The organism is Burkholderia sp. MSMB1588 (assembly GCF_001546925.1).
Lineage (GTDB): Bacteria > Pseudomonadota > Gammaproteobacteria > Burkholderiales > Burkholderiaceae > Burkholderia > Burkholderia humptydooensis.
The window spans coordinates 988,581-1,005,520 of record NZ_CM003770.1; the positions used below are offsets into that span (position 1 = coordinate 988,581).

General features: G+C 68.1%; 13 protein-coding genes and 4 pseudogenes. 14 read left to right on the top strand and 3 right to left on the bottom strand.

Features of this window, described 5'->3' with window-relative positions; translation table 11 throughout:
• Positions 1-40 precede the first annotated feature (40 nt).
• From WS92_RS04120 to WS92_RS04150, 7 genes and pseudogenes are all read left to right on the top strand, one after another.
• A complete protein-coding gene (locus WS92_RS04120; protein ID WP_015603286.1) occupies positions 41-1,204 on the top strand; it encodes a zinc-binding dehydrogenase in 1,164 nt (387 codons plus the stop codon).
• A 96-nt stretch (positions 1,205-1,300) separates the two neighbouring features.
• Positions 1,301-2,551 carry a CaiB/BaiF CoA transferase family protein gene (locus WS92_RS04125; protein WP_041861981.1) on the top strand — a complete coding sequence of 417 codons (1,251 nt, stop codon included), beginning with the start codon at positions 1,301-1,303 and terminating at the stop codon, positions 2,549-2,551.
• A complete protein-coding gene (locus WS92_RS04130) occupies positions 2,548-3,420 on the top strand; it encodes an HpcH/HpaI aldolase/citrate lyase family protein (RefSeq protein WP_059933445.1) in 873 nt (290 codons plus the stop codon). The genes WS92_RS04125 and WS92_RS04130 overlap by 4 nt, the downstream gene beginning before the upstream one ends.
• A complete protein-coding gene (locus WS92_RS04135; RefSeq protein ID WP_059933443.1) occupies positions 3,417-4,928 on the top strand; it encodes an MmgE/PrpD family protein in 1,512 nt (503 codons plus the stop codon). The genes WS92_RS04130 and WS92_RS04135 overlap by 4 nt, the downstream gene beginning before the upstream one ends.
• Positions 4,921-5,932: pseudogene (locus tag WS92_RS04140) on the top strand (cyclase family protein). The gene WS92_RS04135 and the pseudogene WS92_RS04140 overlap by 8 nt, the downstream one beginning before the upstream one ends.
• 270 nt (positions 5,933-6,202) lie before the next feature.
• On the top strand, positions 6,203-7,144 hold the full coding sequence (locus WS92_RS04145) for a LysR family transcriptional regulator (RefSeq protein ID WP_059933438.1): 942 nt from the start codon (positions 6,203-6,205) through the stop codon (positions 7,142-7,144).
• Between the two features lie 2 nt (positions 7,145-7,146).
• Positions 7,147-8,074: pseudogene (locus WS92_RS04150) on the top strand (phosphodiester glycosidase family protein); the annotation flags it as partial.
• A gap of 45 nt (positions 8,075-8,119) precedes the next feature.
• Here the strand turns inward: WS92_RS04150 and WS92_RS04155 are convergent.
• From WS92_RS04155 to WS92_RS37080, 3 genes and pseudogenes are all read right to left on the bottom strand, one after another.
• Positions 8,120-8,323, bottom strand: coding sequence for a hypothetical protein (locus WS92_RS04155; RefSeq protein WP_015602633.1), 204 nt, complete (start codon positions 8,321-8,323; stop codon positions 8,120-8,122).
• 112 nt (positions 8,324-8,435) lie between these two features.
• Positions 8,436-9,938: a peptide MFS transporter gene (locus tag WS92_RS04160; RefSeq protein ID WP_059933435.1), complete on the bottom strand. Its 1,503-nt coding sequence runs from the start codon at positions 9,936-9,938 to the stop codon at positions 8,436-8,438.
• A gap of 187 nt (positions 9,939-10,125) precedes the next feature.
• A pseudogene (locus tag WS92_RS37080) lies at positions 10,126-10,378 on the bottom strand (hypothetical protein).
• Between WS92_RS37080 and WS92_RS37085 the strand changes: the two are divergent.
• The 7 genes and pseudogenes from WS92_RS37085 (at position 10,346) to WS92_RS04190 (ending at position 16,936) form a co-directional block, all read left to right on the top strand.
• Positions 10,346-10,591: pseudogene (locus WS92_RS37085) on the top strand (hypothetical protein). The pseudogenes WS92_RS37080 and WS92_RS37085 overlap by 33 nt on opposite strands.
• A complete protein-coding gene (locus WS92_RS04165) occupies positions 10,575-11,156 on the top strand; it encodes a cupin domain-containing protein (RefSeq protein ID WP_015602757.1) in 582 nt (193 codons plus the stop codon). Before WS92_RS37085 ends, WS92_RS04165 begins: the two are co-directional and overlap by 17 nt.
• Positions 11,157-11,339: 183 nt before the next feature.
• Positions 11,340-12,959, top strand: coding sequence for a peptide ABC transporter substrate-binding protein (locus WS92_RS04170; RefSeq protein WP_059933432.1), 1,620 nt, complete (start codon positions 11,340-11,342; stop codon positions 12,957-12,959).
• Positions 12,960-12,976: 17 nt separating this feature from the next.
• Entirely contained in the window at positions 12,977-13,915 is a 939-nt protein-coding gene (locus WS92_RS04175) for an ABC transporter permease subunit (protein ID WP_015603158.1), read from the top strand.
• 12 nt (positions 13,916-13,927) lie between these two features.
• Positions 13,928-14,830 carry an ABC transporter permease gene (locus WS92_RS04180; RefSeq protein WP_006029129.1) on the top strand — a complete coding sequence of 301 codons (903 nt, stop codon included), beginning with the start codon at positions 13,928-13,930 and terminating at the stop codon, positions 14,828-14,830.
• 1 nt (position 14,831) lies between these two features.
• Positions 14,832-15,821: an ABC transporter ATP-binding protein gene (locus WS92_RS04185; protein ID WP_015603193.1), complete on the top strand. Its 990-nt coding sequence runs from the start codon at positions 14,832-14,834 to the stop codon at positions 15,819-15,821.
• Entirely contained in the window at positions 15,818-16,936 is a 1,119-nt protein-coding gene (locus WS92_RS04190) for an ABC transporter ATP-binding protein (protein WP_059933429.1), read from the top strand. Before WS92_RS04185 ends, WS92_RS04190 begins: the two co-directional genes overlap by 4 nt.
• Positions 16,937-16,940 lie beyond the last annotated feature (4 nt).

A 16,940-nucleotide genomic window follows, 5' to 3' on the forward strand; every position in this document is an offset into this window, starting at 1 on the left:
CGCGCATTCCCCAACGTTTGCCATCCATCGAGGACTAGTGATGATCACGACTGAAGCATGGGTGCTGTATGCCGGCCCCGAACAGACGAAGAAGCACGCGCCGGTGCCCGGCGAGCTGCGCCGGGAGACGTTCCAGTTCGCCGGTCTTGAGGATGACGAAGCGCTCGTCGAGCCGCTGTACGGCTCGTGGGAGGCGAATCTCGACCACGCGCTGTCGCGCAATCCGGTCGACATCTGCCGCCAGCGCGGCGAAGAGAAGATCGTGCTCGGCAACGGCGCGCTCGTGCGCGTCGTCGATCGCGGTCGCGGCGCGAAGCGCCCGGAGATCGGCGAGATCTGCATGGTGATGCCGTTCGGCAAGCGCGATCAAAACGGCTTCGCGGAGCTCGTCTACGCATACGACGCGCCGGGGACGATCGGCGTGATGGCGCGCCGCACGAAGATCCGCGCGGACAATCTCGTGCCCGTGCCGAAGGACAGCCGCCATTCGCTGCTGCAATGGGCGACCTACGGCCGCTACTTCACCGCGTGGGACAACTGGAAGGTCGCGTCGAAGTGCTGGCGCGCGCAACTGCCGGACGTCGATCCCGCCGACTATCTGGTGTTCGGCTGGGGCGGCGGCACGACGCTCGCGGAGCTGCAACTGGCGAAGCGCGAGGGCTTTCGCGTCGCGATGACGGCGAGCGGCGACAAGCGCCTTGCCGACATCGAGAAGCTCGGCATCACGCCTGTCGACCGGCGCGGTTTCCCGCATCTCGCGTACGACGAGGAGCGCTACCGCGGCGATCCGGACTATCAGGCGAACTACCGCGCGTCGGAGAGCGCGTTCGCCGAGATCATCGGCGAGCTGAGCGGCGGACGCGGCGTCGCGATCTTCCTCGACAATCTGGGCGGCGCGCTCTATCGCGCGACGATGCGCGTGATCGGCCGCACCGGGATCGTCGCGACGGTCGGCTGGAAGACCGGCATGCGGCTCTGGAACCTGCGCGCGACCGAGTGCATCAATCGCCGGCTGCACATTCACACGCACGCGTGGCGATACGACGACAGCGAGGCGATTCGCGACTTCCAGGAATCGACGGACTGGGTCGGGCCGGAGCCGACCGAGATCTACGATTTCGACGACGTGCCGGCGCTCGCCTCCGACTACGTCAACGGGAAGATCAAGACGTATTTCCCGCTGTATCGGGTCAATCCCGTCTGACGGGACGGCGCCGTCCGGGGCGAAGCGCGCCGGCCGACGATTAGTCATCCAAATGAACGGGCCGGATCGTGCGACGCGCTCCGGCCGACGAGCCGATTGGAGAACACGATGACGAACGTGGACATCGATGAGCGGCAAGCCGAGACGCGAACGCGCGCGCACGATGCGCCGCCGCTCGACGGCATCCGCGTGATCGACGCGGCGACGCTGTTCGCCGGCCCGCTCGCGGCGACGATGCTCGCCGATTACGGCGCCGACGTGATCAAGGTCGAGCATCCGGCGGGCGACCCCGCCCGCAAGTACGGCGCGCGGCGCGACGACGTGCCGCTCTGGTGGAAGGTGATCGCGCGCAACAAGCGCTCGGTGACGCTCAATCTCGGCCATGCCGACGGTCAGCGGCTGTTCCGCGAGCTCGCGGCGACGGCGGACGTCATCATCGAGAACTTCCGGCCCGGCACGCTCGAGCGCTGGGGGCTCGGCTACGACGTGCTGTCGGCGGTCAATCCGCGCCTCGTGCTCGTGCGCGTGACGGGCTTCGGGCAGTTCGGCCCGTATGCGAGCCGGCCGGGCTTCGGCACGCTCGCCGAGGCGATGAGCGGGCTCGCGTCGGTCACGGGCGAGGCGGGCGGCGCGCCGCTGTTGCCGTCGTTTCCGCTCGCCGACACGATCGCGGGCCTGAACGCCGCGTTCGCGACGCTCACGGCGCTCAAGGCGCGCGAGCGCACCGGGCGCGGCCAGGTCGTCGATCTCGCGATCATCGAGACGATGCTCGCCGCGCTCGGCGCGCAGATCGCGAGCTACGACCAGACGGGCGTCGTGCCGCCGCGCACCGGCAACCGCTCGTCGAACAATTCGCCGCGCGGCGTGTACCGGAGTTCGGACGGCAAGTGGGTTGCGCTGTCGACGTCCGCGCAGAGCATCGCGGAACGCGTGATGCGGCTCGTCGGACGCGCGGATCTCGTCGACGAGCCGTGGTTCGCGACGGGCGCGGGGCGCGCGCGCCACGCGGACGAGCTCGATGCGGCGGTGGGCGGCTGGATCGCGCAACGCACGCGCGATGAGGCGATCGCGGAGTTCGAGCGCGCCGAGGCCGCGATCGCGCCGATCTACGACGTGACCGACGTGCTGCGCGATCCGCAGTACGCGGCGCTCGGCTCGATCGTGACGGTGCGCGACGAGGAGCTCGGTGCGTTCCGCACGCACAACGTGCCGTTCAGGCTGTCCGACACGCCGGGCGCGATCCGCTGGGGCGGGCCGCGGCGCGGCGCGCACAACGACGAAGTGTTCGGCGCGCTCGGCATCGATGCCGGCGAACTCGCCGATTTGACCCAACGAGGTGCACTATGACGAGAAGCGCGAATCACCGCAGTTACCTGTACGTGCCGGCGCACAAGGCGGCTGTCGTCGACAAGGCCTATGCGAGCGACGCCGATGCGATCGTCCTCGACCTCGAGGACGCGGTGCCGGCCACCCACAAGGCCGCCGCGCGCGAGGCCGCGGCGAAGATTCTCGCGGCGGGGCCGGCGAAGCCGACCTACGTGCGGGTCAATCCGTATTCGAGCCCGTGGTGCCGCGACGACGTCGCGGCGATCGCGCTGCCCGCGCTGTCCGCGCTGCGCCTGCCGAAGTGCGACGAGCCGCGGGAGATCCGCGAAGTGGCCGCGTGGCTCGACGCACTCGGCAGCGCGGCCGGCATCCAGATCCTGATCGAATCCGCGTACGGCGTCGAAACCGCATATCAGCTCGCGACCGCTTCGCCGCGGCTCGAGCGGATCGGGCTCGGCGAGAGCGATCTGCGCGCGGATCTGCAGATCGGAGTCGACAACTTCACGCTCGAAGTGTGCCGCGCGCGTTGCGTCGTCGCGGCGCGTGCGGCGGGGCTCGCCGGGCCGATTCAGACCGTCTATCACACGCTGACCGATCTCGACGGGCTGCGCGAATCGACGCTGCGCGCGAAGTCGATGGGCTTTGTCGGCCGCTTCGCGATCCATCCGTCGCAGGTGCCGGTGATCAACGAGGTGTTCACGCCGTCCGCCGACGAGATCGAGGCGGCCGAGCGGATTCTCGACGCGGTCGACGCGGCCGCCGGCGCGTCGTCCGCGTCGTCGGTGTTCGTGCTGCCCGACGGGCGCGTCGTCGCGCCGCCGCTGATCGCGAATGCGCGCGTCACGCTCGCGCTCGCGGGCAACCTGCGTTCGAACGGAGCCCTGTCATGAACGAAGCCGATCTGACCATCACACGGGTGGCTGCGCGCCGCGCCGCGCCCGTCGCCACGCCGCCCGCCGACGGCATCGTCGGCGCGCTCGGCCGCTTCGCGGCCGCGGTTCGCATCGACGGGCTCGACCGGCAACTGCGCGAAGAGGCCGCCGCGCGCGTGCTCGACCTGCTCGGCAACAGCCTGATCGCGCATCGCGAGTCCGTCGCGCAGGCGGTGCTGCGCGTCGCGCGCGGCTGGGCGGCACGCGGCCCGGCGGGCGTCGTCGGCGCGCGGGACAGGCTGCCTGCGGCGGGCGCCGCGCTCGTCAACGGCACGCTCGCGCACGCGATGGACTTCGACGATTCGCACATGCTGTCGGTGCTGCATCCGAGCGCGTCGGTGATTCCCGCGGCGCTCGCCGTCGCCGAGGCGACGAACGCTTCGGGCGCGGCGCTTCTCGACGCGATCACGGTCGGCACCGAGATCTGCATCCGGCTCGGCGTCGCCGCGTACAACGAGCGGCTCGGCAATTCGGTGTTCTTCGATCGCGGCCAGCACGCGACCTCGATCTGCGGCACGCTCGGCGCCGCGGCGGCCGCGGCGATGCTGTACGGGCTCGATGCGGCGGGGATCGCGTCGGCGCTCGGCATCGCCGCGAGCATGGGCGCCGGCCTGCTCGAAGCGAACCGCACGGGCGGCTCGGTCAAGCGCGTTCACTGCGGCTGGGCCGCGCACGCGGGCGTGAGCGCGGCGGAATTCGCGGCGGCGGGCGTCACCGCGCCGCCGACCGCGCTCGAAGGCCGGTTCGGCTTCTTCCATGCGTGGTGCGGCGATCTCGCCGAGCCGAACGAAGTGTTGAGCCATCTCGGCGACGAATGGGAGACGAGCCAGATCATCTTCAAGCCGTATCCGTGCAACCACTTCACGCACCCGGGCATCGACGCCGCGCTGCAACTGAAGGCCGGGGGCTTGCACGCGGACGAGGTGGCGTCGATCGAGCTGAGCGTCGCGGGCCCGACGCTGCGCACGATCGGCGAGCCCGCCGAAATCAAGATGCGACCGCCGAACGGCTATGCGGCCGCGTTCTCGGGGCCGTACACGGTCGCGGCCGCACTGCTCGGCGGCGGCGGGCTCGGCGTCTGGTTCGACGACTTCGACGATGCGCACGTGCACGATCCCGCGCGGCGCGCGCTCGCCGCGAAGGTGCGCTGCGTCGCCGATCCGTGGTGCGATGCGCGCTTTCCGGCGGGGCTGCCGGCGGTGATGCGCGTGACGACCGTGAACGGGCATGCGCTCGAGGCGCGCATCGAATCGAGCAAGGGCACCAATGCGCGGCCGCTGACCGAGCAGGAGCTGACGGCGAAGTTCATGCTGGCCGCGGGCGCGACGCTCGGCATGCCGTTGGCGCTCGCGCTGCGCGATGCGGTGTCGGCGCTCGTCGACGGCGGGTCGCTCGCGCCGCTCGTGGAATTGACGACCGGCTCGGCCGGCGCGTCGTCGACCGATACGGGAGGCTCGCTTGACTGAACGAAGATGGAAACGGCGCCCGGCTGGGTCGAACTGGGGTGAATTTGGAGATGAGGACCAGAAGGGGCGGCTGAACTGGCTGACGGAGGGGAAGGTGCTGGAGGGGCTGTTGGAGGTGAAGGTGGGGAAGGTGTTCTCGCTGAGCCTGCCGCTGGACGTGCCGCGGGGTGGAGGGCTGAACGCGCGGCGGCAGCCGCCGCGGGTGATGGCGGCGCAACTGGGGGGGGCGTCCGTACTTTGGGTATAGGGCGGACGAATCGGCGCGCAACGCGACGGACGTGGTGTGCGACGACGCGTTCTGCGTGCACTCGCAGTACTCGACGCAGTGGGATGCGCTGTCGCACGTGGGCGGGGTGTTCGACGCGGACGATGATGGGCATGCGGAGGTGGTGTTCTACAACGGCTACCGGTTGGGGGAGCACGTGGTGGTGCCGAAGGAAGGGGACAGCGAGGGCGGCGCGCATGCGCTGGGGATCGAGGTGATGGCGCAGACGGGGGTACAGGGACGCGGAGTGCTGATCGATCTGCGGCACCACTACGGAGACGGGCGGCGCAAGGTGGGCTACGACGCGCTGATGCGGGTGCTGGAGGCGGACCGTGTGGAGGTGGAGCGCGGGGACATGGTGTGCGTGCACACGGGGTTCGCGGAGAGGTTGCTGGGGGAGGAGGCGGGAGCGTTGACGGGGTGTTGCGTGCTGGACGGAGAGGACGGGCGGCTGCTGAAGTGGGTGGACGAGAGCGGGCTGTCGGTGCTGGCGGCGGACAATCACGCGGTGGAAGAGCGGCCCGGGGTGTTGAAGTCGCGGGAGGTCCCCGGCGCGCTGATGCCGTTGCATGAGCTGTGCCTGTTCAAGCTGGGGATTCACCTGGGCGAGCTGTGGAGGCTGACGCCGCTGGCGGAGTGGTTGCGTACGGCAGGGCGCAGCCGGTTTCTGCTGACGGCGCCGCCGCTGCACATTCGCGGGCTGGTCGGCTCTCCTGTCAATCCGGTCGCGACCGTCTGAATCGCGACGACCCGAGAGAGAACGCGCGGCGGCTTCGGCCGCCGCGCGTTTTTTTGCGCGCCGCCGCTTGCGAATCCGGGATGCTTACAAAAATGACGATCCTTTCCGGCCCGTAACGGAAACCGTGCTCTTATTCTAATTGAGGCGAGGTATTTAAATAATTGGGCTATTCTTTTTCGTCGAATTACTAAATTCAATTTTTATTTGTATTTCGAAAATTCCGAAGGCTGATCATTTGGCGGCCAATTTCGGAAAAGGAATGGCGCAATCATGAATCTACGTTCGATCGACCTGAATCTGCTCGTCATACTGGATGCGCTGCTCGCGGAGCGGCAGGTGACCCGCGCCGGACAAAGGGTCGGCTTGACGCAGCCGGCCGTCAGCAACGCGCTCGGGCGGCTGCGCTACGTGTTCAAGGACGAGATCCTGGTGCGCACGCCGCTCGGCATGGAGCTGACGCCCCGGGCGAAAGCGCTCGCTTGCCCGATTCGTCAGATCTTGCAACAGATCGAAGAATTATTTGTTCCGGAAAATCAATTCGATTCATTTACGTCAGATCGCCGTTTTACGCTCCGAATGTCGGACCTGACCGAATTGCTGCTGTTGCCGCCGCTGCTGCGCAATATTCGGGGGACGGCTCCGCACATCCGGATGAACGTGATGCACCTGAATGCGGACAAGACCATCGAGGCGCTCGATTCCGGCCGGCTCGACATGGCGGTCTGCGCGGGGCTCGATCATCCGGGCTCGATTTCGTCGCACGTGCTGTTTCAGGACCGGCTCGTCTGCGTGCTGAGCCGCCGCCATCCGGATGCGAACAGGCCGCTCACGCTCGAGCGCTTCGCGGCGCTCGACTTTCTCAACGTATCGATCAATCCCGTCGACAGCAGCCTGATCGATACCATGCTCGCGGAGATGCGCTTCACGCGCCGCATCGCGTTCAACGTGCCGCACTGGCTCGTCGTGCCGAGCATGCTCGACGCGCTGCCGCTCGCCGTCATCATGTCCGAGCGGCACGCGCTGAGCCTCGGCGACTCGCGCCTCGCGATTCGCGAACTGCCGCTCGATCTCGAGCCGGTGACGTGGTCGCTGTACTGGCACCGGCGCTACGACAACAGCGTCGCGCACGACTGGCTGCGCAACTGCATCACGGATGTCGTCGACGCGATCCAGCAGCGCGGCGTGCTCGAAGAGGCGAGCGCGGTGGGTTGAGCGGCGCGGCGCTGCCGCCGCGCTCGCCTGTCGGCGCGACGGTGGCCGACGGGCGGCTCGTCGCGGCGGCGATCGGCAAGCGCCCCGGCCTGCTGCTCGTGCGCGGCGGTCGTGCGCAATCTCGCGACGACGATCACGCTGACCGACGCGCAAGGCAGCGCGATCGCGGTCCAGACGCTGAACCGGCCGATCCTCGGCACGGTCGTCAATTGCGGCGTGCAGGCGCGCACGCCGACGAGCGCGCCGGCGCAGGACACGGTGTGCACGAACCATGACGACCTCGTGATGTATGACTCGCTGTACCTGCGCGGCGGCGCGTCGAACACACTCGTCGACGCGGGCTACCAGGGCGCGAGATACGAGCTCGCGGTCGATGCGAACGGCGCCGTCGTCGCCGGCCACGCGACGCTCGGCGCGAGCGCCGCGTGGCTGCAGGCGCACGCGACGGCGGGCACGCGCCTCGCGGTATCGCGTCGGCTGTCGGCCGACGGCGCGGATCTCGCGCTCGCGTCGGGCACGTCGCTCGTCGAGGCGGGGCCGACGCTGTCCGTGCCGAATCTCGCGCAAAGCGCCGCGCAGGAAGGTTTCGCGCCGACGGTGGGCGGCGTCGAAGCGGGCGAAGGCGGCACAGCGAACGGCAACTGGTACAACGGCTGGTACGTCGCGCGCAACGGGCGCACCGCGGTCGGCGTCGCGGCCGGCGGCACGATCCTGCTCGTCGAGATCGACGGCCGGCTGCCCGCGCTGAGCGTCGGCACGAGCATTCCGGAAACGGCGGCGGTGATGGCGTGGCTCGGCGCGATGTCGGCCGTCAATCTCGACGGCGGCGGATCGAGCAACATGGTGATCGGCGGGAAGGCGGTCGGACATCCGTCCGATGCGACGGGCGAGCGGGGCGCCGGCGACACGCTGATGCTGTTGCCGGGCTGACGAAGAAGCCGCGCGCGCATGGCCTGCGCGCACGGTGTGGCGCCATCAATGGCGCAGGTCGGTCCTCGCGCGCTTCGCGCTCGACGCGTCGTCCTGCGCTGCCTCGTCCGCGTCGCGGGGATCGTCGTCGCGCTCCGTCAGGAGCGCGTCGACGTCGGCCGCCGCAGCCGCCGCGCGCAGCGCCGCGCACCGCTGCGCGCGTCGGATGTCCGACAGCATCCGCCAAAGCCTCGTCGTCTTGCTTTTCATCGCACTCTCCCTGCCGATGTCGCCCGTGCCGGCGAATTGGTTTCAGTGTAGGACGCTTGCGGGCGAACCGTAGGGAGAATGTGGCGCGCAAGTTACATGTCGAGGGATTTCACTAGTGCGCGGCGGCGGCCTGCGCCCCGCGACGCTGCGCTTCGCAGCGGTGATGCTCGCGCGAGAGCCTGTTCATCAGCGGCAGCATCAGCAGGCCGATCGCCGTGCCGGCCGCCGCGAGCCAGCCGAGGCCCGTGAACAGCTCGATGTAAAGCGGCAGCGACGCGGTTGCGGGCAGATCGTTCGACGGCATCTGCGCGAAGTTCGCGACGACGCTGCCGAGATATTGAGATACGCCCGTCGCGACGAAGTACGCGCCCATCATGAAGCCGCCCATCCGCGCCGGCACGTAGCGCGCGATCATCGCGAGGCCGAGGCCGCTCACGAGCAGCTCGCCGAGCGAGTAGAAGCCGTAGCCCGCGACCATGAACCACGACGACACGCGGCCGTCGACCGCGAAGTGCCCGCTGATCGCGAACGCGAGGTAGCCGAGCGCGACGACGCCGAAGCCGAGCGCGTATTTGCCGGCGACGGGCAGATCGCGGCCGCGCTTGCCGAGGCCGTCGTAGATCGCGACGAGCACGGGGCTCAGCAGCATGATCCAGATCGGGTTGAGCGCCTGGAACTGCGCGGGGCTCCACGTGAAGAGCGTCGTGCCGAACAGCATGAAGCGCGGATCGACGTTGCGCAGCGCGAACAGCGTGAGCGACGTCTGCATCTGCACGTAGAAGATGAAGAACAGAATCACCTGCGCGATCAGGAGCAGCGCGGCGATGAGGCCCGAGCGCTCGGAGCGGTTCGATTTCGCGATCATGTACGCGAAGATCGCGAGGATCGCGAACGCGGCAACCCACACGCTCGCGACCGCGAGCCGCTTGTGCCCGAGCACGTACATCGTCACGAGGCCGAGCGCGACGCCGCCCGCCGCGACCGCCGCGAGGCGGCGCCAGTGAACGGGTTGCGCATCGGGCTGCGAGCCGATGTGCGCGAGCGTGCGATGCATCAGCACGAAGTTGAGGATGCCGAGCGCCATCCCCGCGCAGCAGACGGCGAACGCGGCATGCCAGCCCCAGTGATCCTTGATCCACGGCGTGGCGAGCATCGACGCGGTGGAGCCGATGTTGACCGCCATGTAGTAGATCGTGAACGCGCTGTCGATGCGCGCGTCGTCGCCTTCGTAGATGCGGCGCACGAGATTCGCGGCATTCGACTTGAAGAGCCCGTTGCCGACGACGATCACGCCGAGCGATGCGTACATGAACGCGAGATGATCGTTCGGAATCGCAAGCATCAGGTAGCCTGCGCACAGCACGACGGCGCCGATGACCATCGAGCGGCGCGCGCCGAGCACCTTGTCGCCGATCCAGCCGCCGATCGACGGCGACGCGTAGACGAGCGCGGTGAACGCGCCCCAGGTGAGGTTCGCCTGGCCGTCGGTGAAGCCGAGCTTGTCGACCATGAACAGGACGAGCAGGGCCGCCATCCCGTAGTAGCCGAAACGCTCCCACATTTCGATCATGAAGACCGTCGTGAACGAGCGGGTCTGGGAGACGTGAGTATTCATTGTGCACCTCTGGATTGAACAGACGAAACGCCGCGCGCGACGGCGCGACGGATAGCGGGCGAGACGCCGGCCGCGGCGTGGCGGCGTGCGGGGCCCGGCGGATCGGCGCCTGCCCGTGGATTGCGCGGTGGAGGTGGCGAGGTGGCGAAGCATGCGCGTGCGGCGCGCTGGAAAGTGCAAGTGGTTGTCATGTCGTCAAGCGGGCAAGCGCCCGGGTCGGGGCGCAAGGCGAGGCGCGGCGCGCGGCGGATGGGCCGTGCGACGTCGCCGGTGAAAAACGGGCGGGCCGCGAGATCGTCGCGGCCAGCGAGGCGGCCGCGATTCGCGCGGCGTGTCTGTTCTTCGTCACTCAGGGTAATCCCCGAAAAAGAGGGCTGTCTTCTTTGCTGCTCATGGTCGTGGGCTGATTGAAAGCCGGTTGCCGTGATCTGTCGCAACACGCGCAAACCCGCGTGCAGCTTGCCTGTGAAGGCGGCGAGTCTGGCAAGATAGCGTGCCGTCCCGATCTTGCCGCCGCCGTTCGCTGTGTCCGCGTCAGGGCGGCGGCGTAGTTCGGGACGACGAAGAGTAAGTCATATCTATCAAACTTCGTTATTTTCCATCAAACATTTTTTGACGATCAGATTTCGGCCTGCTATGGTTCCTTCCACTGAAAACACGCGGCCAGCCAATGCGGGCGTGGCGCTCGGGAGCAAGATTCGGGCGTTGCGGCAGAGGCTGAAGCGCACGCTTGACGAAACAGCGACCGCCGCGGGTATTTCCAAGCCGTTTTTGTCGCAGGTCGAACGCGGGCTCGCGTCGCCGTCCATCACGTCGCTGGCCGGCATCGCGCACGCGCTGGGCGTTACGGTGCAGTACTTCGTCGAGACGCCGAGCGAAGAGCGTTCGGTCTGCCGCGGCGAACAGTTGCGCTTTTTCAGCTTCGCCGACTCGGCGAACCTGTTCGCGCGGCTGACGAACGTGCCGGAAGGGCGTCAGCTCGAGGCGATTCTCGTGCGGATGCCGCCGGGACAGAAGCGCTCCGAGGTCACGACGCATGCAGGCGAGGAATTCCTGTACGTGATCGAGGGTGAGGTGTCGTTGACGCTGGAAGGCAAGTCGTTCGCGCTGCATGCCGGCGACAGCGCGCACTACCAGTCGACGGTTCCGCATAGCTGGGTCAACACCGCGAAGATCGAATCGGTGGTGGTCTGGGTGGGAACGCCGAGATTGTTCTAGGGCGGGGCATTCCTTCATGTGCTGGATGGGGTGCCTGCCGAAAGGAACGTAAGGATGACTAACATGAAATACAGGCACCAGGGGCCCCCCGTTTCTCCTCAGCCCTAAGCGTTCTTCGCGCCGCGCACGGCCTCGTGCCGCGCGTGCCATTCCGCTACCCGCTACTGCTATCAATCGCACACGATGAAACACACGCATGCCTTCGCGGCCGTGCTGGCCGCGCTCGCCCTGACGACCGCGCAATCCGCTTCGGCCGTCACCGTTCCCTCGAATGTCGCTCTTGCCGATCAGCAGGACCTGACGCGGCAGGTGCCCGCCGAGGTCGAATCGCTCGATCCCGCGCACATCGAATCGTGGACCGGCAACACGATCGGCCTCGATCTGTTCGAGGGGCTCGCGCGCATCGACGCGAGCGGGGCGGTGGTGCCGGGCGTCGCGCAAGCGTGGGAGCACAAGGCGCCGGATACGTGGATCTTCAAGCTGCGCCGCGACGCGAAGTGGAGCAACGGGCAGTCCGTGACGGCCGCGGATTTCGTGTATTCGTGGCAGCGTCTGGCCGATCCGAAGACGGGCTCGAAATACACGATCCTCGTCGAGTTCGTGAAGAACGCGTCGGCGATCATCGCGGGCAAGCAGCCGCCGGGCAATCTCGGTATTCGCGCGGTCGATCCGTACACGATCGAGGTGACGACCGAGGTGCCGGTGTCGTACTTCCCCGAGCTCACCGCGATGGCGCCGCTCGCGCCCGTCAACAAGGACACGGTCGCGAAGTTCGGCGATGCGTGGACGCGCCCGAAGAACATCGTGAGCAACGGCCCGTACACGCTCGTCGACTGGCAGCCGAACAACCGGATCGTGATGGCGAAGAGCGACAAGTACTGGAACGCGCGCAACGTCGTGGTCCGCAAGGTGACGTACCTGCCGATCGAGAACGACGAGACCGCGCTGCGGATGTACCAGGCGGGCCAGATCGACTATACGTATTCGATTCCCGCGGGCGGCTTCGGCCAGGTCAGCAAGCAGTTCGGCAAGGAGCTGCGGCCGGGGCTGCAGCTAGCGACGTATTACTACTACCTGAAGAACAGCGATCCGGCGCTGAAGGAAAAGCGCGTGCGCGAAGCGCTCGCGATGGTGCTCGACCGCGAGATTCTCACGTCGAAGATCACGCAGGCGGGCGAAGTGCCGATGTATGGGCTGATGCCGAAGGGCGTGAAGGGCGTGCAGCGGCCGTTCACGCCGGACTGGGCGTCGTGGCCGATGGCCAGGCGCATCGACTACGCGAAGAACCTGCTGAAGCAGGCGGGCTATAGCGACGCGAATCCGCTCACGTTCACGCTGACCTACAACACGAACGATCTGCACAAGAAGGTCGCGCTGTTCGCGGCGTCCGAATGGCGCACGAAGCTCGGCGTGACGGCGAAGCTCGAGAACGTCGAGTTCAAGGTGCTGATGAAGCAGCGCCACGACGGCAAGGTGCAGGTCGCGCGCGACGGCTGGTTCGCCGACTACAACGACGCGATGACGTTCTTCGACCTGATCCGCTGCGGCAGCTCGCAGAACACGGTCGGCTACTGCAACCCGAAGGTCGATGCGATCGTCGCCGAGGCGAACCAGAAGCTCGACGACGGCGCGCGCGCGGCGTTGCTCACGCAGGCGCACGATCTCGCGATGAACGACTATCCGATGGTGCCGCTTTTCCAGTATTCGGCGGACCGCCTCGTGAAGTCGTACGTCGGCGGCTACACGCTGACGAACTACATCGACATGCGCGCCTCGCAGGACATGTACCTGACCAAGCACTGACTGGAGCGGAGCCGATCATGCTGGCCTACGCATTGCGACGCACGCTGTGGGCGGTGCCGACGATCCTCGCCGTCGTCACCGTCTGTTACCTGCTGCTGCATTTCACGCCCGGCGGGCCGTTCGACAGCGAGAAGCAGCTCTCCGCCGCGACGCTCGCGAACCTGAACGCGAAGTACCACCTCGACGAGCCGCTGTGGAAGCAGTACCTGCTGTATCTCGGCTCGCTGCTGCACGGCGATCTCGGCCCTTCGTTCCGTTATACGGACTGGTCCGTCAACGATCTGGTGCGCAAGGCGTTTCCGGTGAGCCTCGGCGTCGGCGGCGTGTCGATTCCGCTGTCGATCGCGCTCGGCGTGCTGCTCGGCACGATCGCCGCGGTGCGGCGCGACAGTTTCGTCGATCGCTTCGTGATGCTGATCGGCAACTTCGGCAACGTGATTCCGCCGTTCGTGCTCGGCCCGGTGCTCGTGCTGATCTTCGCGATCGCGCTGAAGACGTCCGAGGGCGCCGGCTGGCTGCCCGCCGGCGGCTGGGGCGACGGCGGCTGGCGCTACCGCGTGCTGCCCGTCACGCTGCTCACGCTGATCAACGTATCGCTGCTCGCGCGCGTGATGCGCGGCTCGATGATCGAGACGCTGTCGAGCAACTACATCCGCACCGCGCGCGCGAAGGGGCTGCCTGGTCACACGATCGTGCTGCGCCACGCGCTCAAGCCCGCGCTGATGCCCGTCGTGTCGCTGTTCGGCACGGTCTGCATCTCGTCCATCACCGCGGCCGTCGTGACGGAATCGGTGTTCGCGCTGCCGGGCCTGGGCCAGCTCGTCGTCAACGGCGCGATCAATCGCGACTACACGCTCGTGCTCGGCCTCGTCGTGCTGACGACCGTCTGCGCGGTGCTGTTCAACCTGCTGGTCGACCTCGCGTACGCGTGGCTCGATCCGCGCATCCGCTATTGAGAGGGCGACGCGATGACGCCTGTTACCTCTTCGATCGAGCTGCCGGAGCCGGCCGCCGCGCCGCCGCGCTCGCGCACGCCGCTCGAGCTCGCCGCGCGCCGCTTCGTGCGCAACCGCGCGGCGCTCGCGAGCCTTGCGGTGCTCGTGCTGATCGCGCTCGCGTGCTTCGCCGGCCCGCTGCTGTTGCCCAACGATCCGGCCGCGAGCGACTGGTCGTCGATCAGTCTCGCGCCGACCACCGCGAACGCGCATTGGTTCGGCACCGACGAGCTCGGCCGCGATCTGCTCGTGCGCACGCTGATCGGCGGGCGCGTGTCGCTTGAGGTCGGCCTGCTCGGTACGTTCGTGTCGGGCCTCTTCGGCGTCGCGTGGGGCGCGGTCGCGGGCTTTGCCGGCGGCCGTGTCGACGCGGCGATGATGCGGGTCGTCGACATGATGTATGCGATTCCGTATCTGCTGATCGCGATCCTGATGATGACGCTGTTCGGCCGCTCGTTCATCCTCGTCGTGCTGACGATCAGCGCGTTCTCGTGGCTCGACATGGCGCGCGTCGTGCGCGGCCAGACGCTTTCGCTGCGCACGCGCGAGTTCGTCGACGCGGCGCGCGCGATCGGCGTCGCGCCGGCCGCGATCGTGCGGCGCCACATCGTGCCGAATCTGCTCGGCGTCGTGGTGGTCTACGCGACCGTCAGCGTGCCGGCGATCGTGCTGACCGAATCGGTGCTGTCGTTTCTCGGGCTCGGCGTGCAGGAGCCGATGACGAGCTGGGGCGTGCTGATCCAGGACGGCGCGCAGAAGCTCGAGGCGATGCCGTGGCTGCTGCTCGCGCCCGCCGTGATGCTGTGCGTGACGCTCTATTGCGTGAACTTCGTCGGCGATGGCTTGCGCGACGCACTCGATCCGAAGGACCGCTGAGATGGCGCTGCTCGAAGTCAAGAATCTCGGCGTGCGCTTCACGCGCAGGGAAGGCGAGCCGATCGACGCTGTGTCGGGCGTGTCGTTCTCGCTCGAAGCGGGCAGAACGCTCGGCATCGTCGGCGAATCGGGCTCCGGCAAGAGCCAGACGGTGATGGCGCTGCTCGGCCTGCTCGCGGGAAACGGGGCGACGTCCGGCGAGGCGCTGTTCGACGGCGAGAACCTGCTGCGGATGAGCATGCGGCAGTTGAACGAGGTGCGCGGCAACCGGATCGGGATGATCTTCCAGGACCCGATGACGTCGCTCAATCCGTTCCTGACGATCGAGCGGCAGATGACCGAGAGCCTGCAGCTCCATCGGAAGATGTCGCGCAAGGACGCGGTCAGGCGTGCGATCGAGGCGCTCGAATCGGTCAGGATTCCTGACGCCGCGCGCCGGGTCCGGATGTATCCGCACGAGTTCTCGGGCGGCATGCGGCAGCGCGTGATGATCGCGATGGCGCTGCTGCTCGAGCCGGAGGTCCTGATCGCCGACGAGCCGACGACCGCGCTCGACGTCACCGTGCAGGCGCAGATCATCGAGCTGCTGCGCGAGTTGAACCGCGAGCGCGGCACGTCGATCGTGCTGATCACGCACGACATGGGCGTCGTCGCGGGGCTCGCCGACGACGTGATGGTGATGTACGCGGGCCGCACGGTCGAATACGCGAGCGCCGACGCGATCTTCTCCGCGCCGTCGCACCCGTACACGATCGGCCTGCTGAACGCGCTGCCGCGCCTCGACGCGCCCGACGACGTGCCGCTCGTCGCGATTCCCGGCAATCCGCCGCTGCCCGGCCAAGGGCTGCTCGGCTGCGCGTTCGCGAAGCGCTGTTCTCACGCATCGGATCGATGCGGCGCCGAGCGCCCCGATCTGATTCCCTATTCGGACGCGGGCGCCGTGCGCGCGTGTCATCGGCCCATTGCGGAAATCACGGGAGGGCTGCGATGAGCGCCGCGACCGATCTCATTTCTTCCACATCGTCATTCGTATCGGCATCGCCGGGCGCGCCGGGCGCAGGCGTTGCCTCTGGCGTCGAGGCGCGAAGCGTCGATGCGTCATCGCGCACCGATGCGCTGCTGTCGGTGCACGATCTCAAGGTGTATTTCCGCGTGCCGCTCGGCGGCTATCCGTGGTCGCCGAAGGGCACGCTGCGCGCGGTAGACGGCGTGTCGTTCGACGTGAAGCGCGGCGAGACCGTCGGGCTCGTCGGCGAATCGGGCTGCGGCAAGTCGACGCTCGCGCGCGCGCTGATCGGCCTCGCGCCGGTGACGGCGGGCACCGTGCAGTGGCGCGGCGCGCCGATCGTGAGCGGCGTGCGCCGCGACGCGCGCAAGATTCGCCGCGAAATGCAGATGATCTTTCAGGATCCGCTCGCGTCGCTCGATCCGCGCATGACGATCGAGCAGGTCGTCGCCGAGCCGCTCGTCACGCATCAGCCGGGCATCGGCCGCGACGAAGTGCGCCGCCGCGTGTTGACGATGCTCGAGCGCGTCGGCTTGAACGCCCACCACCTGCTTCGTTATCCGCACGAATTTTCCGGCGGGCAGTGCCAGCGCGTAGGCATCGCGCGCGCGTTGATCGGCGAGCCGCATCTCGTGATCTGCGACGAGCCCGTGTCCGCGCTCGACGTGTCGATTCAGGCGCAGATCGTCAATCTGCTGCGCGATCTGCAGCGCGAGCTTTCGCTGTCCTACCTGTTCGTCGCGCACGATCTCGCCGTCGTCAAGGCGATCAGCCAGCGCGTGCTCGTGATGTATCTCGGCCGCGTGATGGAGTTCGGCACGCGCCGCGACGTGTACGGCGCGCCGCAGCATCCGTACACGCGCGCGCTGCTCGCCGCCGCGCCGACGCCGGAGCCCGCGCGCGAGCGTGCGCGGCGCCCGTTGTTGCTCGCATGCGAGATGCCTTCGCCGCTCGATCCGCCGTCGGGCTGCGCGTTTCGCACGCGCTGCCCGGATGCGATCGATGCGTGCGCGCGCGAGGTGCCGCAGCCCGAAGTGCGTGGGGCGACGGCCGCGCGCGTCGCGTGCATCCGGGCGGGCACGGGCGGCGCGCCGGGCTGAGCAG